We start from the raw sequence: 26457 nt of genomic DNA, 5'->3' as shown, positions 1-26457 counted from the left end.
TTCGCCGGGCTGTGGCGGTGCCCCGCCGTGGCGGACGCCTCCTTAAGCATTGCTTGCCCTCAAGCAGGCAAGTCACCAGCCGCGTCTGCCACGACGATCTTGTCGATGCGTCCACCAATCTGCGCGCCGATATAGAGGTTTTCATAGTGGCGAGGAGGGAAACCGGCCTGCCGCATGTGGTACGCGGTCCGGTCGATATCGTAAGCGACACGGTGCAGTTCGATGGTGCCGTCTGACGACAAGAGGGCAAAGGCTGCCCGGGGGTCGCCATCGCGCGGCTGGCCGACCGAGCCCGGATTGCAGAATACCTTGCCGCCGATCTCCAGGCGGGCCTGCACATGAGTATGTCCGGCAAAAAGCCGTTCGCACCCGTCGGGAAACTGCGCTTCCGAGACCTTGTAGAGGTATTCGTCGATCGGGTCCTGCCAGCTTCCGTGGACGAAATAGGTCGATCCGTCGATGACGTGGGATCGCGAGCCCGCGAGCCATGACCGCTGGTCCTCCGAGATGATGCCCCGTTGGTACTCGATGATGTCATTCACCATCTTCGAGCGCGGGCAACCCTCTCCGCTGACGATGTAATAATCGTGATTGCCCATGAGGTTGGTAATGCCGCGTGCCTTCAGCACGTCGATGCAGTCGCCCGGCTGGGCGTAGTATCCGACGACGTCACCCAGCGACAGAATCGATCCGCATCCGAGTTCGTCGATGCGGGCAAGGACCGCTTCCAGGGCAGGGAGATTGCTATGGATGTCGGAAATGACCGCGATCATAGGACGACCAGGTCTTCGGAGTAGCGCCAAGCTCGACCGGATTTGACCTCCGGTTCCGCGGGCTCCTTCCCGTGCAGATAATAATCCAGCGCCATCGCCGCTTCGTTGTAGCCGAAGGCCGCGCGCAACGACGTGCTGCTCGAAAAGCGCGGGTTGATCTCCAAGAGGTAGGGGATCGTTCCCTCCAGTCGGAACTGGTAGTTCGTCGGCCCGAGTGGCTTGAAGTGTCGCGATAGCCTGCGCACGGCCTCGGTCAGCAGAGGCTCATCGACCACTTCGGCATATTGGGTGTTGCCGGCGACGGAGAGCCTACGCTTGAAGGTGATCGGCGACAGCGTCGTGCCGTCGCCGAAACCGAAGGCGCCGACGGTGTACTCCTGGTCATTGCTGCCGACGTATTTCTGCACCAGGAAGTCATCCGGGCTCTTTTGCGTCCAATAGTCGAAATCGGCCGCGTCCTTCAGCAATGCGATGCCCCGGGAGCCGTTGCCGCGACGCGGCTTCAGGAGCAGCGGCAAGGGGCCGAGCTCGCGCGTGCAATCGTCGAGGCTGCGGCTGAGCGTGCTTGGAATGGCAGGGAAGCCCGCTTGCAGCAGCGCCTCGCCCATGTCCCACTTGTCCTGTCCGAGGTCGATCAGCGCGGAACTATTCAGGACAATGCGCGCGTCCGTTGTCTCGAAAAGCGCCCGGCGTTCGTTGAAGAAGAGGACATCGAGTTCCAGCCCCGGCAGCACCAGCGCGACGTTTTCTCGCCGCAGCAGTTCCAGCCAGAATTCGAGATATTCAGGAGACGTCTCATCACAGGACGGCTTTGCGACAAAGTGGTCGCAGAAGTGCCGGCCGATGCCATTGGCGTCGCGGTCGATGCCGATGATCCGGATCGGCCTATCGAGCATGCGCAGCGATGCGACGATGCCTTGGCCGATGATGGCGCCGACGGCCGTCACCACGACTGTAATCGATTGTTTTGTTGCGTCCTGCATTACTTGACGTCCATCGGGCCGAATGCTTCGGCGGTTCCGGCTGACTTGATCATGGCAATTCCGTCGCGCATGGCGATAAGCGGGTCCATGTCCAGCCTGGACAAGGTTTCGGCGCCATCAGGGAAATTCGCCGCTCTAAAAGGTGCTTTTTCGGTTGCGATCTTGATCGCGCCGCCACGGTCGAACACTTCGTAGGCGATCTCGGCGATTGCGCTGTAGCTCAGGCGTTCAGGGTGCACGGCCGCGTTGATGCCCGAGAGTGCGCCGCCTGCCGCGCCGATCATGAGGCCTGCAGCATCGCGCACATGGAGAAAGTTCTGGTGCCCGAGCGATGCTGGCATGCGAATATCGGCGCCCCGAGAGGCATAGGCGACAACGCGGCCGAACCACGGCTGGTGCGTGCAGCATCGGCCGTCCGTATCGTAGAGTTGGGAAAGCCTGAGGCTGCAGAAACGGGCGCCCTGCTTTTGCAGCAGCCAGCTCAACATCTGTTCGGCGAGCGCCTTGGTGAGGCCATAGGAGTTGAACCTCTCCGGGTTCAGGGCCGCATCCGACCAGATCGAGCCGGCATAGATCAATGCCTTTGCCTCGAGCCGCCGGACGAGTTCGGCAACGCCGAGCGCGCTCGCGGTGTTCGTCGCGTAGTTCTGCCCGATGCCGGCATCGCTATCGTCGCCAAAGCTCGACGCGCAATGGAAGACGACATCGGCGGATGCGGTAAAGGTGCCGGCGCAGCCTCTTTCGAGGTCGAAGACGATGTCGTCCTTCGCGGACCGGCCGACGCTGAGCGTTTCAACGCCGCGCGCCCGAAGCTCTGCAGTCAGTTGACTGCCGAGCATCGAGCCTGCGCCGATGATAGCCGCAGTCTTCATGCGAGTTCCGCTTCCATCAACAGGCCGACGCAAAGATCGGGGAACTCGATGCCGACCTTGAGCATCGCGTGCAGGTTGGCCTCGAAATCGGGCAGGGTCTGCAGCACGGGCAAGGGTAACGGCTTCAAGTATATGCCTTCCTCGTGCACGACGCGGAAGCCGTGATTTTCGAACTCTGCGCGGAACGTGTCGCGGCAATATTGGCGCTTGTGGCCGAGCGCCAGGTCGTTGGCGTTCAGGCTGTAGATATCGTCGATCTTGCCGAGTTCCACACCCATTCTTCTGTTCAGCGACTTGGCGTTAGGCACAGCGGCAAACAGCCGTCCATCGGGCTTCAGGAAGCGGCGGAACCGGTCAAGCACAAGGCCCGGATCGTCGACATGCTCGAGAACGAAGCCCATGATGATGACATCGAAACGCTCGTCCGTTTCGAAATTTTCGAAGTAGGAAAAGACGATCTCGCCGGAAAAGTCCGGGTTGTTGTTCTTGAAGAGGTCGATGACGAACTGCGAGCCTTCGACGATCACATGCCGGTCGCAGGCCTTGTTGAAGAGGTGCGGGGTATAGCCGTGGCCGATCCCGAGATCGAGCAGCGACTGGCACTTGCCGAAGCGCTGCACCATGCGCTGTGGGTACCAATTGAGAATGAGATTGTTCTCGATCGACGTCACAGCGTTTGGAAGGTATTCCGACGCCACATTGTCCAGGTTCTCGGCTTTCACTGGGTAAACTCCCTCCAATCGACAGTTCCGGAATGCACGACATTTGCGCCGCTCGCGCCACAATTGGCGATGAGGTCCAACGCGGTCACGTAAGGGGTGAACTCCCCGTGCAGTTGCGCATACGGCGTGCGTTCGTAGTTCATGTAGCGAACGGAAATTCCGTTCCGCCCGAAGAGATCATGATCGAGATAGTTCCGAGCACCATGGCCGGTGATGTAGGCCGTGCCTTCGAGATGCGCTGTGATGTCGTAGACCCGCTCACTGCTGGCCCCGCCGATTGTCAAGCTGTCCGATGCCATGAATGTCGGTCTGTCCAGCTTGAAATAGGCGGCAAGCGCGAGCATGGAGTTGCGCGCGATGTCAGCAATCGTCGACGCGTCCTTGGCAAAAACCTCGTCTACCAGTGTCAGCATGTCCTTGACGAATGGCGCCTTTCTATAGGCCTGCCGCAGCATGTCGCGATGACTTCTGCGCCAATCGGTGCGATCGTCGATCTGCACCTCATCGATGCGCTGTCCGAGACGAAGATCTTTCAAAGGCACGCTCAGCCAGCGGATGCCGCTCTCAGTCTTGATCTGCACGCGGTTGGTGAAGCTGCCGCGCGAGAACTGCACATCGTCATAGTGGACGAATACGTCCGCCAGCCTGATCTGCTCCAGCATCCCAACCCAGGGAAAGTACATGGATTGTGAGATGACAATGTTTCGAGTCATCCGGTGCTCGCCTGCGGTGGGTGTTCTCGCGATAGAGGGTTGGAGGGCAGCGCCGTTCTCGCGCCACCCCGCTTGTCGCCTATTTGCCGGTGCAGCGCAGATAGCCGCGCGGCGAGCTTGACAGTACGAGCTTGCCGTTCAGCACGTCATCGGCCTCAAAGCGCGTCTCTTCTTCCATATAGGCCTTGAGCGCCGCGTAAGGCTCGTCGCCGGCGTGCCAGATTTTCGACCGCTTGGTCGGTGTCTGCGAAGCCTCGGCCCAGCCCAGCACCGTATCGGCGACAACCATGTACTGGCCTTCGGTCACCAGCGGTCCGTAGGTGCGCAATTCATCCAGCACATGGTCGCGGCTGTGGTCGCTGTCGAGCACGACCATCACCGAGGCGCCCTCGGGGATTTCCGCCTTCACCTTGGCCAGCGTCTCGGCCGTCGTCGAAGGGCCTTCGATCAGGCTGATGCGCGAGGACATCGGGTGCTTTTCGATGGAGTCGCGGTTATGGGCGCGGATGTCGATATCGACGCCAATGACTTTGCCCTTGCCGATCAGCTGCAGCATCGCCGCCATGAAGATCACCGAGCCGCCGCGCGCGACGCCCGTTTCGATGATGATGTCGGGCTTGGTGTTCCAGATGACTTCCTGGGTCGCCATCACATCGGCCGGCATCTGGATGATCGGCACGCCCATGAAGGACCAAAGATAGGAGTAGTCGTATTTGTCGAGCGTTACCAGGGTGTCGAGCGACTGCTGGAAGGCGTCCTCGTCCTTGCCGAGCGCGAGCGCCATTTCCGTCTTGTGGGCTTCGAATGCGAGACGATCGTCTTCCACTGCCATTGCTGTCTGACACCCTTTTTCGGATACAACCTACGGATACGCCTCGACCGCGAATCGCGATAAATGGCGCTTTCACCGATTCGTAACGCTTCCTGTGAACGCTTTCATGTCGGCAATTGCAAATACGGTCAAGGCCGGTTTCTTAAGGGCGAAAAGACGGGTAGAGCTTGGTTCTGGCGGAAGGAACCATGTCGCGATTCGATCGAATTTCTACATCCATAGCGGGTCTCATCGTCGTCGAGCGGCAACGCAGGGGCGACGATCGCGGTTTCTTCTCGCGCTTCTTCTGTCGCGAGGCGCTGGCCGATTTCGGCGGCGATGGAAAGATCGCGCAGATCAACCACACCCTGACGCAGGCAGCAGGCACGATCCGTGGCCTGCACTTCCAGCATGCGCCGCATGACGAGGCTAAATTCGTCTCTTGCCTTTCCGGCGCGGTCTTCGATGTAGCGGTCGACCTGCGGCCGGATTCGCCGACCTATCTGCAATGGCACGGCGAAGTGTTGAGCGCGGACAACGGTCGCTCGATGATGATCCCCGGCGGTTTCGCCCATGGGTTCCAGACGCTGACCGAGGACTGCGAACTGATCTATCTGCACGACAAGCCCTATGCGCCCGAGGCCGAAGGCGGGCTAAACCCGCTCGATCCGAGGCTCGCGATCGACTGGCCCTTGCCGGTCTCGCAGATGTCACCGCGCGACCAGGCGCTTCCCTTGCTGCCGAACAGGATCGCCGCCGCCCGTCGTTGACTTCGTGAGGGATGGGAGGACAATGACCTTTCCGCGCCACCACGAGAGAGAAGGGGTGTCGACGATGACGATCGCCAGAAAACTTCAGGACTATATCGACGGTTCGGGTGTCGCCTACGACACCGTTGACCATCACCGCACCGCGACCACCAGCCAGACGGCACGAGCCGCGCATGTGCCGGGCAGCCGGCTTGCCAAGTCCGTGGTCGTTCACCACGAAATGGGCTACGTGCTCGCCGTCGTGCCAAGCACGCACCGGGTCGAACTCTCGACCCTGCAGGACGTGATGGACCGCCGCCTCGGCCTCGCGTCGGAAGAGGAAGTCTGCAATCTCTTCGCCGATTGCGACATCGGCGCCGTGCCACCGGTCGGTTCGGCCTATGACGTTCCGGTTCTGCTCGACGAAAGCCTCGGCGATGTGAGTGACGTCTATTTCGAGGGCGGCGATCACCGGACGCTGGTGCATATGAGCGGCGCGAATTTCCGCAACCTGATGCGGGGCGCACAGATCGCCCGCTTCAGCCATCCGGCGTGACGGGTCGGTCGGAACGCGCTCACTTGCGCTGGCGTGCCGCTGGCCGCCAATCCGTGGCACCATCCGCTTGAAGCGGGAAGGGACCGCCAACCGGTGGTAGAGAGTTGCTGTACCCGATTTTGGCCAGTCAGGCTTGTCGAAGCGCACGCTTGGCGGCACCATCGCGCTCGCCGGACACCTTTATCTAGCTGGGTTGGGGGATCGATGGTGCGCATACGCTCTGCGAATATGTCCAAGTCTCTGGCAGTACTGCTGGTTGCGGCCAGCGTTCAGGCCTTCGGCTCTTCGGCACATGCCGAAGGCGTCCTGTTTGATCAATTTCCGTTTGCCGTCGCCTGCGAATACAAGGGCACGCAGCACGCCTTCTATCTGTCCAAGGTGACGGAGGACGGCACCGCGACCTACATGGCCTCGGACAACTTCGCCGGCACGATCACGCTGCATGGCGAGGCCAAGGCGGTTGGCTCCGATGCCGGCGGAAGCTGCCTTGGAACGACGCTCGCGGAGCTGCGAGCCTCAGGGCAGGCACGCGATATCAAGTAATCTGCCTTGTGTTGTCGGCGATCGCGGCCGATGCTCGCCCGGTGCTTGAGATGCGCCCGGCGCAGCGTCGCTTTGTGGCGGTGAGGCGAAAGGAAGCTCACCTATTGTTAGCTTTGATGGTGTCTCCTACCTGCCCTGTTGGCGTCCACAGTGAGAAGAGCCGATCTATTGGGTGGCCGTCATGAAAGAATCGATGCTTGAGAATTTTCTGTTGTAGCAGTTCAAAAATCTGATTTACTGCAGCCTCGCTAATTGGCTTTCGGGGGATATTGCCGATGGTGTGGACCCGCAGGGAAACTATGCTTGGTGGTTTGGCGCTGCTTGGCGCGAACGCGCTTCAGAGCCCGGCACTCGCAAAGGCGACATCCTATTTTTCCGGCCCGGCCGTCGATAACGGCGTCACGTACCGGAGCACCAATTTCGCCAATATCGACAGGAAATGGCAGCGCCAGGTCGTCAAGTATTTCAGCAGCGAGCCGATCGGCACCGTCGTCGTCGATACCAGGCACCACTTTCTCTACCTAATCATGGAGAACAAGACGGCCATCCGCTATGGCGTCGGTGTCGGGAAAGAGGGCTTCAAGTGGTACGGCCGCGCGACCATCGACCGCAAATCGCTCTGGCCGCGCTGGACGCCGCCGCCGGAGATGCGTGAGCGCCACCCCGAACTGCCTGAGTTCGTCGAGGGCGGTTCGCCGAAAAATCCGCTCGGTCCCCGCGCCATGTATCTGCTGCGCGACGGCGTCGACACCGGCTACCGCTTCCACGGTACGCTGGAGCCGGGCAGCATCGGCAAGGATGCCTCCAGCGGCTGCATCCGCATGTTCAACGAGGATGCGATCGACCTCTACCAGCGTTGCCCGATCGGCACGGCGGTGCAGGTGCTGCCGCATATCGCCGACAAGGCCCCCGAGGTCAGCCAAGCAAGCCCGGTCGCAACTCCGGTCGAATGAGGAATATCACCCGATGCCCGCTATGACCGGATTGACGAGGCTGCTGTCGGCGGCCGCCATTCTCTTAACGCTTGCTTCCTGCAACACCACCGAAATCGCCGCGGTCGAAGAGCCAGCAGCCGTGCCGATGACCGGAAAAACCGACGATCCGGCCCCCGGCTTCGAGACCGTATCCGTCGGCACCGAGGAGGACTTTATCCTCAATGTCGGCCGCCGGACCTACTTCACCCAGGATTCTTCCACACTCGACAGCGTCGCCAAGGCGACGCTCGACATTCAGGCGATCTGGCTCAACAGCAACCCGCGCTGGCTGGTCAAGCTGCAGGGCTTCTCCGACGACAGCGGCTCCGCGTCCAAGATGGCCACACTGTCGCAGAAACGCGCCGATGCGGTGATGGCTTATCTTGCCTCCAAGGGCGTCGATCCGAACCGCATGTGGGCCAAAGGCTACGGCAACGACCGCGAAGTCCGCGACTGCACCGAGCGCTCCTGCAAGGTCCAAAACCGCCGCGTTGTCTCCAATCTCAGGATGGAACGCGACGCGACTTGAGCGCGGCGCTGTCGGTTAAAGCGCAGCTCGATGGCGAGAACCATTGTGCGCAGCCGGATGAGCGCTTTTGCGGGTCAGCTCGTTTAAAGGCGAACAGTCTGGCTGAAACTTAAATGGCGCACCCGACAGGATTCGAACCTGTGACCTTTGGAATCGGAATCCAACACTCTATCCAGCTGAGCTACGGGTGCATCCGTTTGGCGGCAGGGCCGCCGAAGCAGGCTGTGAGCGGTTCTTAGCCTAGCTTGCGCGTCGCTTCAATGGTCATTGCAAGAGATTGTGGTAGAAACCGCCATCCTGTGCTGGCGTTGTGGTCGCGGCGCATCGCTTTGGGCAATGGCGCCCGGGGGATCGCCAATCCATCTGACGGGATCACCCACCCGATGTAGCTAGAATTGGTCAGGCGAACGTCCTTGCGACGAGGGGCGCCGCGTTATAGATTCGGAATTAAAGATAAATCTAAATTAAGATACCCAGGGCTCAAGTAGGCGAGCGTTCCAGTAACCAAGTGCTCCAGTACCAAGTGCTCCAGTACCAAGTGCTCGCGTAACTGTCTCAGGCGAGGGGGCAAGTTTTGGTCAACCGATACCTCACGACCGGCGAACCGGCGTTGGAGAGGCTGCGCTCCGATCCCGCATTGATGTTTCTGGTTGCTCTCGCGGCCGTGCTTTTCTTGCTGAACACCTGGAACGGTATCGGCATCCTTCCGGATTCGACGCGTTACATGCAGATCGTCAGCACGCCCTATGACGCGCCGCTTTACGCGTGGATGCTGGGTGCCGGGGGATCCCTTGGATTTGCGCTCGAGCATGTCGCCCTCGGCATCGCCTTTCTGCTTTATCTTCTCAATACCTGGCTCGTCTTTTCGCTGTTCAGGACGGCGCTGCCGGATCAACCGTTCTTCGTGACCGTCGGAACGCTTTTGATCATCGTCAATCCGACGTTCCTCTGGACGAGCACGATCGCGATGTCGGAGGCCCTGTTCTTGGCGCTGACATTTCTCGGCATCCGTTTCTTCATGCGCTATATGCGGGGCGAGGGACGGAGCCCCTTGCTTGGCTCGTCCGCCTGCGTCGGGCTTGCCATGCTCGCTCGCTTCGTGGCGCCGCCTGTCGGGGCGGCTTTTGCCACCATCGCGCTCTTCTACAATTCGGCGCGGTCCCTTCGCCAAAGGCTCCTCGACGTCGTCCTCCTGTTCGTTGGCAGCGCTGGTATCTTTCTCGCCTGGGTGATCGTCAGCAAGCTGCTTGTCGGCCGGTCGGTCGGCCGCGCGCTCTGGTTCTATGGCAATGCCGATGCCGATCGCTGGCTAGGCGGGCTGTCGCTTCTGGCGAGCTTTCTCCTGCCGAGCCAGGTGCCGCAGGTGATCCGCATCCCGGTGCTGCTTCTCGCGCTTGTCGCGGCGACGGTTGTCCTGGTGCAGACGCTCAAGCGAAACTGGCCCGACCGGCGGCCGGACGACCGCGATCTGACGACGCTCATCTTCGGCCTGTTTGGATATTTCTATCTGCTGTTCGTCGTGCTCGCCGTACATGTGGAGGCGAACCTGCAGCTCAACACCCGCTACTCGCTTCCCTTCTATGTCGCCATCATCTTCGTTCTGGTGATTGCAGCGGCCGACTATTGCGGTCGCGTCGATGCCGCACCGGTCGTCCGGCGTTCGCTAGCGCTGATTCTGCTCTGCCTTCTGGCCATCCACGGACTGCGCAGCACCGCCCAGACGGCGGAAGCCTTTCGCGAAGGGGTGGGTTTTCAGAGCACGGCCTGGAAGTCGTCGCCGATCGTTCGCGCCGTCAGGGCGTTGCCGGCCGATGCGGTCATCTTCACCAATGCCTGCGACCCGCTCAATTTCCTGACGCGCCGTTCGACGGACTGGATACCCTCCCATAGCGAACGGCGCACCGGCCTTGAAAGCGATGCCGGTCCGCTCAACCGGCAGCTCGAGCAGTTTCGCGAGGATATGGCGCAGAAGAATGCCTATGTCGTCTTCGTCGATGCGATCGACTGGCGTTTTTACCTGGTTACGGAGAAGGAGCTCGTCAAGCTCGCCAAGCTCAAGCTTGTCCGCTCCGAAAGGGATGGCCGTATCTACCAGGCGTCGGACAACAGCGTGCGATAGGCGCGCGGAAGCAGGAGTGCGTGGTCTCTAAGCAAGGAGAGGGACATGCCCGCAAACCAGGAAAACACGACACGCGTCGACACGCTCGGTGGTCAGCCGCAAGGACAAGCGGGCGACTACCTGTCGCTTGCCCGGTTTGACCACGTCACCAAACATGTCTTCATCCTTCCCGGACTGATCCTCGCTCTGGCGCTCACCAAGCCGGATCTTTCAAGCCTGATCGTCAATATCCCGGTCGGGCTCTTGAGCGCCGTGTGCATCGCATCCTCGAACTATGTGATCAACGAATGGCTCGACCGGGAGCGGGACGCGGCGCATCCGACGAAGTCGAAGCGTCGGGCGGTGGTCGTCGAGATGCGACCGGGCATCGTCTATGGCGAGTATCTGCTTCTGGCCATTGGCGGCTTGCTGCTGGCCGCCGTCATCGGAAAGCTGTTCTTCGTCACATCGGTGCTCTTCCTGATTTCGGGCATTGTCTACAACGTCGAGCCGATCCGGGCGAAGGACAAGCCCTATCTCGATGTGCTGACGGAATGCCTCAACAATCCGATCCGCTTCCTGCTCGGCTGGGCAATCGTCGACCAGGTGACCTTGCCCCCCATCAGCGTGCTTGCCGCCTATTGGATGGCGGGCGCCTTCCTGATGGCGGCCAAGCGGCTCGGTGAGTATCGCGACATCGCCGCCAATGCGGGCATTGCCGTCCTGAAGAGGTATCGGCGGTCGTTCGAGTGCTACACGGAGGAGAGCCTGACCGTTTCCTGCTTCGTCTACGCGATGATGACGGCGTTTTTGCTGGGGGTCTTTCTGGTGAAATACCGGGTGGAATACATCCTCGTCTTTCCGTTCATCAGCGGCCTCTTTGCCGTTTATCTCTGGCTTGCCACCCGCCCGGGGTCGGTGGTGCAGCGGCCGGAGCGGCTGTTTCATTCGCGCCGGCTGGACGTCATGCTAACCTTGACCGTCGTCGTCTTCCTGTTTGCGAGTTTCGTCAACGTGCCGATGCTGGACTTCATGGCCGCCTCGTTCCTCGTGCCGATATCGTCGCTGCAATGACCGGCTCGACGCTGCCGAACGGAGCCTTGCCAAACGGAGCCGTGCATTGGGATCGGTTGCGCCTCGTGGTGTTCGATCTCGACGGGACGCTGTACGACCAGCGGCGGCTGCGGGCGCTAATGCTGCTTCGGCTGGTTGCGGATGCGGCGCGCAGGCGCAGCCTTGGCACCATCCGCATCCTGCGCGCCTTTCGCGACTGCCGGGAGGAATTGGGCGATGCGTTGGCGACCAATGTGGCCGAGCGGCAATACGAACTGACCGCGGAGCGGTGCGGGCGGTCGCCGGAGGCCGTCAGGAAAACCGTCGAGGAATGGATCGAACGGCGTCCGCTCGAACTCCTTCAGGCTTGCCGGTGCTACGGTGTCGAACGGGTGTTTGCCGGCCTTGCAGCCCAGGGAAAGACGATTGCCGTTTTGTCCGATTATCCGGCATCGGAGAAACTGAAGGCGCTTGGCCTTGGCGCCAGCATCGTCGTCTCCGCCATGGATCCCGACGTCGGCGTTCTGAAGCCGCATCCGGCCGGTCTCGCCCATGTGCTTGATCGTGCGCAGGTGCCGGCGGAGCAGGCAATAATGATCGGCGACCGGGTGGAGCGCGACTGGGCCGTGGCGCAGAGCCACGGCATGCGGGCCCTCATCCGCAGCGCAAGGCCGATCGCCGGCGTCGATACGTTTCGCGGTTATGACGACGAGATCTTCTGGCCGGTGACGGAGCCGCTGCCGATGGGCGCGCCGGCTCCAGCGCCCCGCTCGCTCACGATATCATCTTGAGCAGCCAGAGCGCGCCCTGTTTGAGGGGCGCGCGGTGCGGGCTCTTTGCGGTAACGGCGGAGGCGACCTTCGCGCTCTGCCGATACCAGTCGTAGCTCTCCTGCAGCATGGCTTCGTTGGAGTATTTCGGCCGCCAGCCCATGGCAAGCAGAGGCTCGACGTCGAAGTAGCATTCCTTGTGGTAGGTCAGGTAGTGCCAGGGCACCAGCGGCGAGACCCTCAGCCAATGCAGCGCCCGGAGCGTATTGATGGTGGCGGCAGTCGGCAGGCTCCGGACCTTCGAAGTGCTGCCGGCATATCGGATCAGGGCTTCCAGGTCGTGACGCAGCGTGCCGAAGCGGTCGGTGCCGACATTGTAGGTGCCGCTCCGGCCGGCCTTGAGCGCCAGCATGTAGAAATCCATGAGATCATGGGCGTGGACGAACTGGAACTTGATGTTGCCGGAGCCGATGACATAGACGGCGCGGTTTTCGCTGATCCACTCGAAGAGGATCTGGAAGATGCCGAGGCGACCGCCGCCAAGGGTCGCCCGGGGGCGGATGGTGATCAGGGTCATATCGGCGGCCGCGCAGATGGCCTCGGCTACCTCTTCGCCGGCGCGCTTCGATTTGCCATAGGGCTCCACCGGACGAAGCGGGGTCGCCGCGGTAATCGGGCCGGAAGGCGGGATGCCGTAGGCGGCGGTCGAGCTGACATGGATCAGCGATCGGACGCCCGCTTTTGCGGCTTCCTCGCAGACGATGCGGGTCCCCTCGACATTGACGTTCCAGTAGTCGCGCCCCGCGTCCGTCTGCGCCACCAGTGCCGCATTGTGGTGAACGACATCGACGTCGCGCATGGCGGCGCGCACGCCGTCGCGGTCGAGCACGGAGCAACTGACGAACTCGATATCCGCCGGGCGGGAGCGATCCTCCCAGAGGTCGAGCACCCGCACCTCGTCGCCGTGTTCGCGCAACCGTCGTGCTGCGAGGTTGCCGATGAAGCCCGATCCGCCGGTAATGAGATGTCGCATGTGTCCGTCCAGCCCCTGTCTGCGGGAATTGTTCGATCAGATCGCCCGATCCTCGAGCGCGCGTATGATGTTGCGATGCGCGACGGCCATCACCGTTCCTTGCGGATTGACGACCGTCGGCCCGCACAGAAGCGAAGCGTCGGCGATGTAGAGATTGCTGGCGCCATGCACGCGCCCGAACGAACTCGCCGCGCATTTTTCGGCATCCTCGCCCATCGGGCAGGAGGAGAAGAGGTGAAGTGCGGTGGCGTTTGCCTGCTTGGGAGGAAGCGTTTCGGGAAGCTTGGCGATATCGGCCAGCGATTTCAGCACGGGATAGCCCGGAATGCTCGGATAGACAGCAAGGGCGCCGGCAGCAAAGAGAACCTCCGCGAGGCGTGCGAGGCCGACGGCCAATTCCTTCAGGTCCGAGGGCTGAAGGCCGACCCGCACCAGGGGATCGCGAAAACCGGGCAGGGATCTTACCTTGCCGGATCCGCCGGTGCTCTGCACGTAGTAGATCGCCATGCGCCGCCAGTCCCGGTCGACCGCGTCGATCATCTCCGGATGCGCCGCCATGGCGAGCGCCAGGGCCGGCCGCTTGCTCATCGAGCAGCCCATGCTGAAGCGCGGGTCGAATTCCTTGATCTGGTGGACGGGCTCGAGTTCGCCAGGGGTGTTGAGCTCGTCGGGGAAGACCGCCACCACCTTCAGCATCGGATGGAAGCGCAGGCTGTCGCCGACGTGGCGGGTGATGCCGGAGCGGCGCAGCAGCCACGGGGTCTGCACCGCGCCGCCGGCAACGATGACGGTTTTTGCCTTCAGCTCGATCTGGCGCGTGCCCGCCGCCCCCTTGCTGCGCGCATGCACGGTCCACTGCCCGTTCGCATGGGTAAGCTTTGTCGCGCAGGTATCGGCCAGCAGCATGCCGCCGGCGTCGAGGAAGCGCGGCACGAAAGTTGCCGACATGGATTGCTTGCGGCCCGGAGATTCGCCAAGCCCGGCAGCGGTGTAGGCATAGAGGCGTGGCACTTCGAGGGAGGACCAGCCGAGCCGCTGCGCGCCCTCATCGAGCCGCGTCGACAGCTGCGGCGCCGGGCCGGGCAGGTATTCGACCCGGGCGACCGCCTCGCAGGCGTCGAAATGCGGAGTGAGATCTTCGAGTGTCAGCGCCTCGACCCGATAGTCGCGGCTCCAGCGGTCGAGCACCGCCTGCGGCGTGCGGTGGTAGAGGCCGCGGTTGATCTCGCTGCCACCGCCGACACAGCAGCCCTCGACATAGGCGATCTTGGTAGCGCCGAAGCCGATGTTGATGCCGGCGTTGCGGTACTTCTGAAGGATTTCCTCGCGGGAGAAATGCGGCGCAGACTCAAGCGCCAGATGCGGGCCTTCTTCGATCATCAGCACGGACTTGCCCGCTTCCGCGCAGCGGGTGGCGGTCACCGCGCCGCCCGGGCCGGAGCCGATGACGATGATGTCGGGGGCGAGCCTCTCAGGGGCCAGCCGGCGCTCCGGTTGCGACAGGTTCATGCTGGTAGTCCTGGCCGTAAAGGTCTGAGTAAATACAGAATAATGCCAATGACATGTGGAACTCGACGAAACGCCGCCGGAACTCGAGGCGGGATTGCCGCCATTTGTCGAGTTCGGTCAGCCGATCGTCGAGCGAAAGCTGATGAAAGAACTTGCCTCTGCGCAGCAGCGGCCAGGCATTGAAAAGAAGCACGAGACTATGGAAGGGCGGGCGCAGATAGTCGGGCATCTGACGATGAACTTTCAGCAGGAACTCTGCCGCACGGACGCCCAGGGCGCCCCGGCTGTCATCGGTAGCGCCGCGTTCATGGGCAATCGTCTCGCCCAGCGCCAGGATGGCCTGCTGAAAATGATGCGGCATGCCCGAGCCCCGTTATCAAGCAGCCGCCTCGAAAGGCGCCTGATGCTGTTTTGATGAATACGGTTGTCTGCTCTTTACTGCCTGTATTTCTAGCTGCTCTTATGAGCAAAAGCTACTAAAACGTTTCTCGGCCAGGCGGCGACCACCTATTTGCCAGTCGCTGGACGTCGCTCGATGCGAAAGGCACCGGATGAGACGCCTTCTGGATATGACCTTTGTTCGCTATTTCGCCTGCGGCTGCATCGCGGCGAGCCTGCAGGTGGCCACGCTCGCCGTCCTGGTCGAGACGGCGCGGCTCGAACCGGTCTACGCGTCCACCATCGCCTTCTACTTTGCCGTCGTCGTCAACTATTGCCTGCAGCGGCGCTTTACCTTCCGTTCCGACGAACCGCACTTGAAGGCGCTGCCGAAGTTCGTGGCGGTGTCGACCCTCGGCGCCGGAATAAACGCGGTCGCCTTCACGCTGTTATCGACCGTCATGCACTATGTCGTTGCCCAGGCGCTGGCGCTGCTCCTGGTCTTTTCGGTGAACTATGCGCTGAGCCGGACGCTGATTTTTCGCACTGGTAGCGCTGGCGAAGCGGGCGGCACGGAGCCGGCCCGTGCGGCGGGGCGAGCCTCATCGGGCAAATAGAAACGCCGCGCCCCGGGGGCGCGGCGTCGTTGAGAGCGCGGTCTTGCGCGATGAAGCCGACCGCTTGACCTACGCCACCTGCATGGCGCCGGGGCCGGGGATCGCCTTGGGCGGTACCTTGCCCATGATGATCATGCCGAGCACCTCGTCCTTGGTGACGTCCTCGGTGCGGGCCTGGCCGACGACCTGGCCGTTCTTCATGACCGACACGCGATCGGCGAGGTCGAAGACGTCGTGGATGTCGTGGCTGATCAGGAAGATGCCGATGCCTTCGCGCTTCAGCTGCTTGATGAGATCACCGACCTGGGCGGTCTCCTGCGGCCCAAGGGCTGCCGTCGGCTCGTCCATGATCAGGATGCGGGCGTCGAAGAGGATCGCGCGGGCGATCGCCACCGACTGCCGCTGGCCGCCGGAAAGCGCCTTCACCGGTTCCTTGAAGCGCTGGAAGTTAGGATTGAGGCGCCCCATGACTTCGCGGGCCTTGGCCTCCATCGCCACGTCGTCAAGCGTGCCCCACGGCGTGCGCAGTTCACGGCCGAGATAGAGGTTGGCGGCGGCGTCGACGTTATCGGCGACGGCGAGCGTCTGGTAGATCGTCTCGATGCCGTATTTCTTGGCGTCGCGCGGGTTGTTGATGTCGGCGGCCTCGCCATTGATCAGGATCTCGCCGGCATCGCGCTTGTAGGCGCCCGAAAGGATCTTGATCAGGGTCGACTTGCCGGCGCCGTTGTGGCCGAGCAGGGCCACGACTTCGCCGGGGTAGAGATCGACGGAGGCGTTGTCCACCGCGTGGATGCCGCCGAAGGAGATGGAAATGTTCTTCATTTCCACAAGCGGAGTGCGTTGGTCTTTCATGGATCGTACTCCTTACTTGGCGCGGGCGCGGTAGACGGTGTCGAGCCAGACGGCGACGACGAGGACCACGCCGACGACGATGCGCTGGAACGGACTGTCGATCCCCAAGAGCACCATGCCCGACTGCAGGGATTGCATGACGAGCGCACCGATCATGGCACCGGCGATCGTGCCGACGCCGCCGGCAAGCGAGGTGCCGCCGATGACGGCTGCGGCGATCGTATAGAGCTCGTCGAGTTCGCCCTGGGCGTTGGTCGCAGCATTGAGGCGGGCGGTCGAGATTGCCGCGGCGATGGCGCAGAGGATGCCCATCAGCGTGAAGATCTTGACGGTGACCCAGCGGGTCTTGATGCCTGCGAGTTCGGCCGCCTCGGGGTTGCCGCCGAGCGCAAAGACATAGCGGCCGAAACGCAGGCGGGTGGCGATGAAGGTCATGACGATGCCGACGGCGATCGCCATCAGCACCGGAATGGCGATGCCGTGCGAGATCATGAGACCGCCGTCCGGCCAGGCGATGCCGTTGGCGTCGGCATATTTGCGGGCGATGTTGGTCGGCCAATAGTAGCTGTTGGCAACCGCGATCGCGCCGAGCACCAGGATGCAGCCGAGGATCGCCAGGAAGTACTCTGCCCAGACCGGTCGCAGCGGGAAGCGGAAGCGCTTGCGCTGCTTGCGCGAATTGAGGATGGCGGCAACGATGGCGATGCAGGCGAGGATGCCGACGATCCAGCTGGCCGTTGCGCCGATCGAGCCCTCTGTGCCGCCGCCCATCAGGCGGAAGGTGGCGTTCATCGGTGCGACCGTCTGGCCGCTGGTGACGAACCAGGTGGCGCCGCGCCAGACGAGCAGGCCGCCGAGCGTGACGATGAAGGCGGGCACATTGAGGAAGGCGACGATCGAGCCCTGCAGCGCGCCGATGGCGGCACCGACGGCGATGCCGCTCAGAAGGGTGATGATCCAGATGGCCGGGTGTTCGAGGCCGAGATATTGCGGCAGGAACTTTGCCTGCATGACCCCCATGACCATGCCACAGAAGCCGAGCACGGAGCCGACGGAGAGGTCGATGTTGCGGGTGACGATGATCAGCACCATGCCGGTCGCCATCACGGCGACAGAGGAGGTCTGAACCGTCAGGTTCCAAAGGTTGCGTGGCGTCAGGAACAGCCCGCCGGTCATGATCTGGAAGCCGAGCCAGATGATGACGAGCGCGCCGACCATGCCGAGCAGCCGGGTGTCGATCTCGGTGGCGCGGAAGAAACGTTTTACCGGGTTCTCGTCCGCTGTACGGGCGCGATTTGTCTGTGCGCCCTTTGTGTTGCCTTGTGTGATGTCGGCCATGGACGTGCCTTCCCCCCACTTATGTTGTTGATGTCATCGCGTCAGAGGCACCAAGAGCCCCAAATGGACGCGACAAGTCCGGTGCGACGGCAGAAACGGAGCCTGCGTGCTGATTGTTGCGGTCGCGGAAGCGGTATTGTCCGCCGCGTCCGCACCTTGCGCAAGCGCCGCAACGGGTTGCGTTGCGGCGCTTGTCTTTTGTCAGCGCTCAGTTCTGCTGGTGCGGCTTATTTGCAGGCCGCGACGTCGCCCTTTACGCCCTGGCAGGCTTCGGCCTTGGAGATCCAGCCCGCGTCGATGACGACGTTCAGGTTGTCCTTGGTGATCGGCAGGGGAGCCAGGAAGACCGACTGCATGGCGACGCCCTTCGGGCCGCCGTTGAAGGTGGTGACGCCAGAGACTTCTTCCATCTTCTTGCCGCCGGCAAGTTCGACGGCGACTTCTGCGGCGCGCTTGCCGAGTTCGCGCGAGTCCTTCCAGACCGAAACGGTCTGCGTGCCGAGCGCAACGCGGTTCAGAGCCGCCTTGTCTGCGTCCTGGCCGGAGACCGGAACGGAGCCAGCCAGCCCTTGAGCGTCGAGGGCAGCGATTGCGCCGCCTGCGGTGCCGTCGTTGGAGGCGACGACCGCATCGACCTTGTTGTCGTTGGCGGTCAGGAACTGCTCCATGTTCTTCTGGGCGTTTTCAGGCTTCCAGCCGTCGGTATAGGCTTCGCCGACATTCTTGATCTTGCCGGCGTCGACGGCTTCCTTCAGCACTTCCATCTGTCCGGAGAAGAGGAAGTCGGCGTTCGGGTCGGAAGACGAGCCCTTGATGAAGACGTAGTTGCCTTCCGGTTTCACCTTGAACACTTCACGGGCCTGCATGCGGCCCACTTCCTTGTTGTCGAAGGTGATGTAGAAGGCCGCCGGGTTTTCGATCAGGCGGTCGTAGCCGACGACCGGAATGCCTTCGGCAGCGGCCTTTTCGATCGCCGGGCCGATGGCGTCGCTGTCCTGGGCAAGCACGATCAGTGCATTGGCGCCCTGGGCGATCAGCGACTCGATGTCGGTCAGCTGCTTGGCGGCGGACGACTGTGCGTCAGCGGAGATGTACTTGTCGCCCGAGGCTTCGAGGGCTGCCTTGATGGCGGCTTCGTCGGTTTTCCAGCGCTCTTCCTGGAAGTTGGACCAGGAAACGCCGACGACCAGGTCCTTTGCCTGGGCAACGGAATGCAGGGAAACGATGACGGCAACGCCTGCCATCAGCTTCAAAACGGATTTCATTTCATCCTCCCGAGTGAGGGCCGGCCGAGCGTGCGAACCTCCCGCACCATCCTCTGCCAGCCTTAGACGCTGTCGTAGATCGTGCCGCTACACCGTGCGGAATTATTTTCTCGACAGTCGAGAAAATGAATGTCATGGATTTTTGAGGCTGTCAACACGGCGTGAAAGCGGCGGTTGCGGCATCAACAAGCTGCTCCGCGAGCGGTCGTGTCCGATGTTTCTCGACCGTCCCGAAAATCGGTGCCACAAGGCTGTCGACAAGGTGTTCGGCGCCTTGTCTTGCCGGTCAACAGATGCTTTGGGAGGGGCATGTGTTCGAAGGATCCGCCACTGACAGGGACGTCTCATGCTGACCAAGTCCAGCACTGAGCTCGTGCGTCAGCAAAACAGCGCGTTGGTCCTTGCGGCGCTCCGGCGCGCCGGCAATCTCTCCCATACGGAGATCTCTTCCGAGACCGGGCTTGCCTCGGCGACCGTTTCGGCGATCACGGCAGAGCTGGAAAAGGCCGGCGTGCTCGCCAAGGCCGAGCAGCAGGTCCAGGGCGGGCGCGGGCGTCCACGGGTGCTGTTCACGCCACGCCGCGATCACGGCCATCTGATCGTCGTCCGGATCTCGTCCGACATCGTGCAATATTCGCTGGTCGATTACGGCGGCACGTTGCTCGACCGCTTCGACGAGACCCGAAACCACGAAGAGCGCGGTACCGCCCCTTTCGCCCGGGCGTTCGTCGATGCGCTCGAGCGCCTGTTGCAACGGTCGAGACTGGAGCGCAGCCAGGTGCTGGCCGTCTCGATCAGCAGCAAGGGCCTGGTCGACGGCGCGTCCGCGCGGCTCTTGTGGTCGCCGGTGTTCGGGCGGGAGGAGCTCGATTTCGCCGCGCTGCTCGCGCCGGACTGGCGGGCGAAGGTGATGCTCAGCAACGAAACCCTTCTGGTCGCGCAGGCACTTGCCGCGCAGGCCGAGCGCAAACCGGAGAGCGGCTTCAGGGCGCTTGCGGCGATCTCGCTCGGGCACAGCATAGGGCTCGGGGTCGCGCGCAAGAGCCAGAGCGGCGAGATGGATGTCAGCGCGCCGAATTTCGGCCATATGCTGCACATGCCGTCGGCGGGCCTTTGCCGCTGCGGCGCCTATGGCTGCATAGAGGCGGCGGCCGGCTTCTACGGCATCCTGCGCGCGGCCTTCGAAGTGCCGGCCGATACCATTCCCGCCAAGTTCGTTCCGGTAACGGAACTCGACAAGATTGCAGCCAGCGCACGGCAGGGTCACCGCATGGCCGGCTACGCCTTTCGCCAGGCGGGCATCGCGCTCGGCAACGGCATCTCGCGCATGTTGAGCCTCTATGAGCGCATGCCCGTCCATGTCACCGGACCGGGCCTCCGCTACTTCGATCTGATGCTGCCGGGGATCGAGGAGGGGCTGGCCCAATCGATGCAGATCCGGCTTCAGGGGGCGCCGGAAATCACGGTCGTTGCCGACGAGCAGCGCCTGGTTTTCGAGGGGCACCTGGCACGGGCGCTCGGCGCGATCGATGGCGACACCGCCAGCGTCGGCGCATCCGCGATGCACGGTTGAGACGAACTTTCGGCGCAACCATTTTTGGGGTTGTGTCGAAGGTGAACAATTGCAGCGATGCAATTTACAGTTATTTAGCGACTCGTTGTCAAGGTGAGCCTGACGCGGGAGACGATTATGTTTTCAGTGATTGCATGCATACGCGACGATCATGACTGGCGCCTCATCCTGGTTGCCGCGATCGTCTGCCTGGCAGGCAGCGTCGCGACGATGCTGCTCCTGTTGCGCGCTCAGCGAAGCGAAGGCAGCCAACGCGGTTTGTGGATCGCGGCCAGCGGCTTTGCCTGCGGTATCGGCGTCTGGTCCACCCATTTCATCGCCATGCTCGCCTATGATGGCGGCGTTCCCGTCGCCTATGGCGCCTGGGGCACGCTCCTCTCGGTGGCCGTGGCGATCGCAGCGTCTTGGCTCGCCTTTGCGATCGGTCTTGGCGGGCGCTCGCATCTTTCGATGACCTGCGGCGGCCTGCTGCTCGGCGCCGGCATCGCGGCGATGCACTTTACCGGCATGCGGGCGATCGAGATCCAAGGGCATATTTCTTACGATCCCGAAACGACGGTCTCCGCCGTGCTCGCCGGGACGATGCTGGCCGGGGCCGCGCTCCACGCCTTTCAGCTCTTACGTGGCGTGCGGCGCATGGTCGTCGCGTCGCTGCTTCTGGTCGTCGGCATCTGCGCGCTGCATTTCACCTCGATGAGCGGCATCACGCTGGTGCCCGAGGCCGATGTCGCCGTTGCCCAGACCATCCATCCAGCCTGGCTCGCGGGCGGCGTCATCGCCGCTTCGACCACATTGATCGTGCTCGCCTTCGGCGCGCTCTTTCTCGACCGGCACCTGACGGATCTGCGCGGGCTCGCCAATGCATCGCTTGAAGGCATGGCGATCGTCTTCGACGGCGTGATCGTGGACGCCAACGAACGCTTCGCAGCACTGACGGGCCGCAATCTGTCGGAGCTCTCCGGGCGGTCTCCGGCGGACATCTTCGTCTTTGGCGAAGAGGGATTGGACGCCCACAGGCACGGCGACGGTCCGGGCGAAATCGATCTTCTGAACGCCGAAGGCCGCACCATTCCGGTGGAGTTCATGTGCCGGACGATCGAGTATCGCGGCCGGGAATGCGACGTGATCTTCGTGCGCGACCTGCGGGCGCGTAAGGAAGCCGAGCGCACGATCGAACATCTCGCCCATCATGACGCGCTGACGGACCTGCCGAACCGCGCCTTCTTCGACCGCAGGCTGGGCCAGACGCTGGCGGCAGCTGCTGCGAGAAACGAGGAACTGGCGATCCTCTGCCTCGACCTCGACCGCTTCAAGGCGGTCAACGATATCTTCGGCCATGGCGAGGGCGATCGCATCCTGATGAAGGTCGCCGACATCCTGCGGGCTGCCGTCGGCGAGCAGGATACGATCGCCCGGCTCGGCGGCGACGAGTTTGCGATCATCCAGGTGGGCGGCAGGGAGCCGGAGGCGGTGCGGCAGCTGACGGACCGGATCCTGGCGCTGTTTGCCGCCGAAATGGACACCAATCGCGACCCGACAGCCGTCGGCGTCAGCATCGGGGCTGCGATCTTTCCGGCCGACGGGCAGACGGCGGATCAGTTGCGCAACAATGCCGACACGGCGCTTTACCGCGCCAAGCAGAGCGGCAAGGGCATCGCCTGCTTCTTCGACCGGGAGATGGACGAGGCAGTCCGTACCCGCCGCCAGATCGAAAACGACCTGCGCCATGCGGTGCTTCGCCGGCAGTTCTTCCTCGAATACCAGCCGTTGGTCGAGGTCCAAAGCGACAGGGCCATCGGCTATGAGGCGCTTCTGCGCTGGGAGCATCCGCAGCGCGGGCTGATTGGCCCGGATATTTTCATCCCCATCGCCGAGGAGAGCGGCTCGATCATCCAGATCGGTGAATGGGTGCTGGAGCAGGCCTGCACGGAGGCGGCGAAGTGGAACGAACCCCTGCCGATTTCCGTCAACATTTCGCCCGTGCAATTCCTGTTGCCCAATCTTTTTGACCAGGTTGCGAACATCCTGCGCCGCACCGGCCTTGATCCCTGGCGGCTCGAGCTCGAGATCACCGAGGCGGCGTTGATGCACAATCGCGAGGACGTGCTGGCGGTTCTGGTGCGCCTGCGGGTGCTTGGCGTGCGGATCGTCATGGACGATTTCGGCACCGGCCATTCGTCGCTCAGCAACCTGCAGACCTTCCCCTTCGACAAGCTGAAGATCGATTGCAGCTTCACTGCGGCGCTGGAAAAGGACCCGTCGGCACAGGCGATCGTCCGGGCGATCATCGCGCTTGGCCACAGCCTCAGGCTTGCGGTCGTGACTGAGGGCGTCGAAACCGAACGGCAAAGACAGATCCTTGCGGAGGAGGGCTGCCTGCAGATACAGGGCTTCCTCTCCGGCAGGCCGGGGGCCGCCCCCAGCACCGGGCAGGAAACCGCCCGCTGGGAGAAGGTGCCGGCGTGCGCCGACGGTTGAAACGGCCGCGGCCGGGCAGTGCGGATACGAAAAAGGCCGGGCATATGGCGCCCGGCCTTTTTCCTTGATCGGTCGTCGGTCGAAGGCTCAGGCGACGCTGATCTGGCGCTTTTCGACGACGGACTTTACAGCCGCATCGGCAAGCGCGAGAGCCGCGAGACCATCCTTGCCGGACGGCGTGATTTCCGCACCCTTTTCGATCGCGGCGATAAAGCTCTCGATCTCGTTGGCATAGGCTTCGGTGTAGCGGGTCATGAAGAAGTCGTGCAGTGGCGGGCGGGTGTAGCCGTCGCCATTGGCGATCTCGATCGAGACCGGGCGCTGGTTCTCGGCCGAAGCCACGCCCTTCGAGCCGTGCACTTCGATGCGCTGGTCGTAGCCGTAGGTGGCGCGTCGGGAATTGGAGATGATCGCCTGCTTGCCGGACGCCGTCTGCAGGATGACCGAGACGCTGTCATAGTCGCCGGCTTCGCCTATCGCCTTGTCGACGAGAACGGCAGCGGTTGCCGTGACCGAGACCGGCTCTTCACCGAGCAGGAAGCGGGCCATGTCGAAGTCATGGATGGTCATGTCGCGGAAGATGCCGCCCGAACGCTTGATGTAGTCGACGGGCGGGGCGCCCGGATCGCGCGAGGTGATCGTCACCATTTCGACGTCGCCGATCTTGCCGGCGTCGATCGCCTTCTTCACGGCCATGAAATGCGGGTCGAAGCGACGGTTGAAGCCGACCATCAGCTTGGCCTTGGTCTCGCTCACGACCTTGAGGCAGGCCTTGACGCGCTCGGCGTCGAGATCGACGGGCTTTTCGCAGAAGATTGCCTTGCCGGCGCGGGCGAAGCGTTCGATCAGGTCGGCATGGGTATCGGTCGGCGTGCAGATGACGACGGCGTCGATGTCCTTGGCCGCTTCCATCGCTTCGATGGTGCGGACCTCGCAGCCATACTGCTTGGCGATGGCATCGGCGGCGGCGGGGAAGGCATCGGCGACGGCAACAAGCACAGCGTCCGGATTGCCGCTGACGGCTTTCGCGTGAACCTTGCCGATGCGGCCGGCGCCCAGAAGACCAAATCTGACTGTCATCTCTGTTTCTCTCGAATTCCGGTTCGCGACCGGGAAGGGGCGTGATGATCGGCGCTCATCGCGCAAAGGCGCCGCGGAACGCTGCTTCCGCGAATGGGTTGGAGAATTGCCACGAAAGACCGCGCGTTGGAACGCTACGCCAGCGCCTCTCCCTTGATGCCTCCGTTTCCACTCGGTCACTTCCTTATTTGGAACGAAGTCTACGATGTGGATTATTTCGGAATTTTTATTCCATTTTTATTGTATCCGTCAAGGGGAGTCGGAGGCCATGGCCTTGCCGTCCGCGACGATTTTCCCCTAAATGGGATGCACGCGACAAGGCCACCAGAGGACAGAATGCTCAAGTTCATCGACCCGGACCATCCCTTCTACCGCCCACTGTGGATCCGCCTGCTGATCGTGGGCTTCTGCGGCGTCTGGACAGTGGTCGAATTCCTGGGCGAGCAGACGATGTGGGGGATGATCTTCCTCGCGGTCACCGCCTATGCCTCGGCAGCGCTTCTGGTTTTCTACAAGCCGAGCGAGAGGGGCGTCGAGAAGGCCGGGGACGAGGGGCAAGGCAAGGGCGACGGGAGCGACGCTGCCGGCTGAGGTTCATGGCGCCGGGTTGATGGCGCGCATCTGCTTTGCGGCTTCGTCGATCAGCATGTTGGCGAGCTTCATGCGCACGGTGGCATTGGCGCGGAAAGCGGCCGGCAATCGGTCCGGATGGTTCAGGGCCGCGAAGGCCCGCCGTTTTGCCGCGAGCGTCACCTGCGTTTCGCCGTCGACAAGCGCCAGTTCCTCGGCCACGTCTGCAAGCGTCGTACGGTTGAGATAATCCGGCATGACCGGTGGAGGCGGCGGCTCCACGAAAGACGCATCGAGATAGGCGCGCTCGACGGCGCCGAAGGCAGCCGAGCGGGCGCTTTCGGCCGCAAAGGTGTTGTCGAATGCCGGGGCATAAGGCGTGGCGACACGCGTCGCTTCGGCCGGTTCCGGTTCGATATCCTCTTCCGATTTCAGCCGCTCGAGCACCGACTGAAAGACTGACATTCCAAACATGACGTCTCCGATCGCCGTGCAAAATGGCAGGCGGAGATTATCCCGGGCTGATCAGCGTGATCATGCCCGGGCTGGTCAGGCGCGGCCCTGCTTGAGGATCAGGTCGTAGAGCAGCTTGGCGCTCGGCGGCAGCGCGCGTCCCTCGGCGGTGATCAGCCCATAGGGTTTGATGCGGATCGGGATCTCGGTCTTCAGGATGCGGATTTCCCCGGCCGGCGTGCCGTTGCCGGCAATCAGGTTGGCGACGTCGAGCGCCACTGGTGCAATTGCGTTTGTGTTGCGCACGATCGACAGCGTCAGGATGATCGACGAGGTGTTGATCACGGTCGCCGGCAACCGCACCCCTGCCGCGACGAAACTGTCTTCGACCGCGCGCCTCAGAAGCGTGCCGGGCGGCTGGAATACCCAGTCATAGGAGGGCAGGTCCTCGGCGACGACCATGGGCTTGTCGAGCAGCGGATGGCCGTCGCGCACGATCAGGCAGACTTCCTCGTAGCCGATCTCCACCATGTTGAAGAGCCGCGGCGGCTGGTCGTCGGGGATGCGGCCGATGATGAAATCGTGTCGGGCGGCGAGCAGTTCCCTGGCCAGCACGTTGCTGTTTTCGATCTGGGCGTTGATCTCGATGCCGGGATAGGCGGTCATCACCTGGCGGATGGCGGGTACAGCGAGGTTGAGCGCCGGGCCCGTGACAGAGCCGAGCGAGACCGAACCGCCGCTGCCGGTCTTCAACTCGTTGATCTCGCGCGATGCCTCCCGCAGTTCCAGAAAGATGCTGCGCGCGCGTCGCGCCAGCGCTTCGCCATAGGGCGTCAACAGGACACCGCGGGCAACGCGTTCGCAGACCGGCGCCTTCAGCATGGTCTCGATTTCCGAGAGCATGCGCGATGCCGCCGGTTGCGAGATGCCGAGGGCGTCGGCGGCGGCGCTGATACGGCGGTGATCGTCGATCGCGAGAATCAGGCGGAGGTGGCTGATCTTCAGGCCCGAGCGGAAAAGCGTCGAATCGACGAGTTCGCCTGCGGTGCTCGGTTTCTGATCGCGCATTTCAACCTCTGCGTTTTTTTATTCGGTTTTCAGGGATTTTCAAAAATCACACTGTTTGCGCTCGATATATCATTTCTGGTATGTATTCAAAGCA

26 protein-coding genes, 1 tRNA gene and 1 pseudogene are annotated in these 26457 nt (G+C 62.7%); 12 read left to right on the top strand and 16 right to left on the bottom strand.

The window, feature by feature from the left end:
* Nucleotides 1-59 precede the first annotated feature (59 nt).
* The 6 genes from IB267_RS07375 to IB267_RS07350 form a co-directional block, all read right to left on the bottom strand.
* Nucleotides 60-773, bottom strand: coding sequence for a metallophosphoesterase (locus IB267_RS07375; protein ID WP_192447015.1), 714 nt, complete (start codon nt 771-773; stop codon nt 60-62).
* A complete protein-coding gene (locus tag IB267_RS07370; protein WP_192447014.1) occupies nt 770-1756 on the bottom strand; it encodes an ATP-grasp domain-containing protein in 987 nt (328 codons plus the stop codon). The genes IB267_RS07375 and IB267_RS07370 overlap by 4 nt, the downstream gene beginning before the upstream one ends.
* Nucleotides 1756-2628, bottom strand: coding sequence for an NAD(P)-dependent oxidoreductase (locus tag IB267_RS07365; protein ID WP_192447013.1), 873 nt, complete (start codon nt 2626-2628; stop codon nt 1756-1758). The genes IB267_RS07370 and IB267_RS07365 overlap by 1 nt, the downstream gene beginning before the upstream one ends.
* The gene (locus IB267_RS07360) at nt 2625-3350 is read right to left on the bottom strand and encodes a class I SAM-dependent methyltransferase (protein WP_210335754.1); all 726 of its coding nucleotides are present in this window, start codon (nt 3348-3350) and stop codon (nt 2625-2627) included. Before IB267_RS07360 ends, IB267_RS07365 begins: the two co-directional genes overlap by 4 nt.
* Nucleotides 3347-4063: a WbqC family protein gene (locus IB267_RS07355; RefSeq protein WP_192447012.1), complete on the bottom strand. Its 717-nt coding sequence runs from the start codon at nt 4061-4063 to the stop codon at nt 3347-3349. Before IB267_RS07355 ends, IB267_RS07360 begins: the two co-directional genes overlap by 4 nt.
* A 79-nt stretch (nt 4064-4142) precedes the next feature.
* A complete protein-coding gene (locus IB267_RS07350; RefSeq protein ID WP_192447011.1) occupies nt 4143-4895 on the bottom strand; it encodes a cephalosporin hydroxylase family protein in 753 nt (250 codons plus the stop codon).
* 188 nt (nt 4896-5083) lie between these two features.
* On the opposite strand from IB267_RS07350, the gene rfbC reads away from it, so the two are divergent.
* From rfbC to IB267_RS07325, 5 genes and pseudogenes are all read left to right on the top strand, one after another.
* Nucleotides 5084-5644: a dTDP-4-dehydrorhamnose 3,5-epimerase gene (gene rfbC / locus IB267_RS07345; RefSeq protein ID WP_192447010.1), complete on the top strand. Its 561-nt coding sequence runs from the start codon at nt 5084-5086 to the stop codon at nt 5642-5644.
* Nucleotides 5645-5708: 64 nt separating this feature from the next.
* Entirely contained in the window at nt 5709-6179 is a 471-nt protein-coding gene (locus IB267_RS07340) for an aminoacyl-tRNA deacylase (RefSeq protein WP_034794215.1), read from the top strand.
* Nucleotides 6180-6407: 228 nt separating this feature from the next.
* Nucleotides 6408-6722: a hypothetical protein gene (locus tag IB267_RS07335; protein ID WP_246810560.1), complete on the top strand. Its 315-nt coding sequence runs from the start codon at nt 6408-6410 to the stop codon at nt 6720-6722.
* Nucleotides 6723-6997: 275 nt separating this feature from the next.
* Nucleotides 6998-7675, top strand: coding sequence for a L,D-transpeptidase (locus IB267_RS07330; protein ID WP_192447008.1), 678 nt, complete (start codon nt 6998-7000; stop codon nt 7673-7675).
* Nucleotides 7672-8225, top strand: a pseudogene (locus IB267_RS07325) (OmpA family protein). Before IB267_RS07330 ends, IB267_RS07325 begins: the two are co-directional and overlap by 4 nt.
* A 114-nt stretch (nt 8226-8339) precedes the next feature.
* Here the strand turns inward: IB267_RS07325 and IB267_RS07320 are convergent.
* A tRNA-Arg gene (locus tag IB267_RS07320) sits at nt 8340-8416 on the bottom strand.
* A gap of 383 nt (nt 8417-8799) precedes the next feature.
* Between IB267_RS07320 and IB267_RS07315 the strand changes: the two genes are divergently transcribed.
* Genes IB267_RS07315 through IB267_RS07305 form a run of 3 tightly spaced genes read left to right on the top strand, consistent with a single transcriptional unit; the run spans nt 8800 to nt 12167 of the window.
* Nucleotides 8800-10344, top strand: coding sequence for a glycosyltransferase family 39 protein (locus IB267_RS07315; protein ID WP_192447006.1), 1545 nt, complete (start codon nt 8800-8802; stop codon nt 10342-10344).
* A 45-nt stretch (nt 10345-10389) separates the two neighbouring features.
* A complete protein-coding gene (locus IB267_RS07310) occupies nt 10390-11397 on the top strand; it encodes a UbiA family prenyltransferase (protein ID WP_192447005.1) in 1008 nt (335 codons plus the stop codon).
* A complete protein-coding gene (locus IB267_RS07305; protein ID WP_192447004.1) occupies nt 11394-12167 on the top strand; it encodes an HAD family hydrolase in 774 nt (257 codons plus the stop codon). The genes IB267_RS07310 and IB267_RS07305 overlap by 4 nt, the downstream gene beginning before the upstream one ends.
* Here IB267_RS07305 and IB267_RS07300 read toward each other — a convergent pair.
* Genes IB267_RS07300 through IB267_RS07290 form a run of 3 tightly spaced genes read right to left on the bottom strand, consistent with a single transcriptional unit; the run spans nt 12151 to nt 15049 of the window.
* On the bottom strand, nt 12151-13179 hold the full coding sequence (locus IB267_RS07300) for an NAD(P)-dependent oxidoreductase (protein ID WP_192447003.1): 1029 nt from the start codon (nt 13177-13179) through the stop codon (nt 12151-12153). The genes IB267_RS07305 and IB267_RS07300 overlap by 17 nt on opposite strands.
* Before the next feature lie 36 nt (nt 13180-13215).
* Nucleotides 13216-14688: a GMC family oxidoreductase N-terminal domain-containing protein gene (locus tag IB267_RS07295; protein ID WP_192447002.1), complete on the bottom strand. Its 1473-nt coding sequence runs from the start codon at nt 14686-14688 to the stop codon at nt 13216-13218.
* Nucleotides 14651-15049 carry a hypothetical protein gene (locus IB267_RS07290; RefSeq protein ID WP_192447001.1) on the bottom strand — a complete coding sequence of 133 codons (399 nt, stop codon included), beginning with the start codon at nt 15047-15049 and terminating at the stop codon, nt 14651-14653. The genes IB267_RS07295 and IB267_RS07290 overlap by 38 nt, the downstream gene beginning before the upstream one ends.
* Before the next feature lie 190 nt (nt 15050-15239).
* Here IB267_RS07290 and IB267_RS07285 point away from each other — a divergent pair, with 190 nt between their 5' ends.
* Entirely contained in the window at nt 15240-15683 is a 444-nt protein-coding gene (locus tag IB267_RS07285) for a GtrA family protein (RefSeq protein WP_210335753.1), read from the top strand.
* 69 nt (nt 15684-15752) lie between these two features.
* Here the strand turns inward: IB267_RS07285 and IB267_RS07280 are convergent, their stop codons facing one another.
* From IB267_RS07280 to xylF, 3 genes are all read right to left on the bottom strand, one after another.
* The gene (locus tag IB267_RS07280; protein WP_034793927.1) at nt 15753-16538 is read right to left on the bottom strand and encodes an ATP-binding cassette domain-containing protein; all 786 of its coding nucleotides are present in this window, start codon (nt 16536-16538) and stop codon (nt 15753-15755) included.
* Between the two features lie 12 nt (nt 16539-16550).
* A complete protein-coding gene (locus IB267_RS07275) occupies nt 16551-17876 on the bottom strand; it encodes a sugar ABC transporter permease (RefSeq protein WP_192446999.1) in 1326 nt (441 codons plus the stop codon).
* Between the two features lie 227 nt (nt 17877-18103).
* Nucleotides 18104-19141 carry a D-xylose ABC transporter substrate-binding protein gene (gene xylF, locus IB267_RS07270; protein WP_043611674.1) on the bottom strand — a complete coding sequence of 346 codons (1038 nt, stop codon included), beginning with the start codon at nt 19139-19141 and terminating at the stop codon, nt 18104-18106.
* A gap of 346 nt (nt 19142-19487) precedes the next feature.
* Here xylF and IB267_RS07265 point away from each other — a divergent pair, with 346 nt between their 5' ends.
* On the top strand, nt 19488-20714 hold the full coding sequence (locus IB267_RS07265) for an ROK family transcriptional regulator (RefSeq protein WP_192446998.1): 1227 nt from the start codon (nt 19488-19490) through the stop codon (nt 20712-20714).
* Nucleotides 20715-20831: 117 nt separating this feature from the next.
* Entirely contained in the window at nt 20832-23192 is a 2361-nt protein-coding gene (locus IB267_RS07260; RefSeq protein ID WP_192446997.1) for an EAL domain-containing protein, read from the top strand.
* An 87-nt stretch (nt 23193-23279) separates the two neighbouring features.
* On the opposite strand, the gene iolG is transcribed toward IB267_RS07260, so the two are convergent.
* Nucleotides 23280-24272, bottom strand: coding sequence for an inositol 2-dehydrogenase (gene iolG / locus IB267_RS07255; protein WP_192446996.1), 993 nt, complete (start codon nt 24270-24272; stop codon nt 23280-23282).
* Between the two features lie 336 nt (nt 24273-24608).
* On the opposite strand from iolG, the gene IB267_RS07250 reads away from it, so the two are divergent.
* Nucleotides 24609-24863, top strand: coding sequence for a hypothetical protein (locus IB267_RS07250; protein WP_192446995.1), 255 nt, complete (start codon nt 24609-24611; stop codon nt 24861-24863).
* Between the two features lie 3 nt (nt 24864-24866).
* Here the strand turns inward: IB267_RS07250 and IB267_RS07245 are convergent, their stop codons facing one another.
* Nucleotides 24867-25316 (bottom strand): hypothetical protein, encoded by a 450-nt coding sequence (locus IB267_RS07245; protein ID WP_192446994.1) that lies wholly within the window; start codon nt 25314-25316, stop codon nt 24867-24869.
* Nucleotides 25317-25391: 75 nt separating this feature from the next.
* Nucleotides 25392-26363 carry a LysR family transcriptional regulator gene (locus tag IB267_RS07240; RefSeq protein WP_192446993.1) on the bottom strand — a complete coding sequence of 324 codons (972 nt, stop codon included), beginning with the start codon at nt 26361-26363 and terminating at the stop codon, nt 25392-25394.
* Nucleotides 26364-26457 lie beyond the last annotated feature (94 nt).

The organism is Ensifer sp. ENS09, assembly GCF_014852425.1.
Classification (GTDB): domain Bacteria; phylum Pseudomonadota; class Alphaproteobacteria; order Rhizobiales; family Rhizobiaceae; genus Ensifer.
The sequence above is the reverse complement of the archived record's forward strand: the minus strand, read 5'-3'. Positions and strand labels throughout refer to the sequence as shown.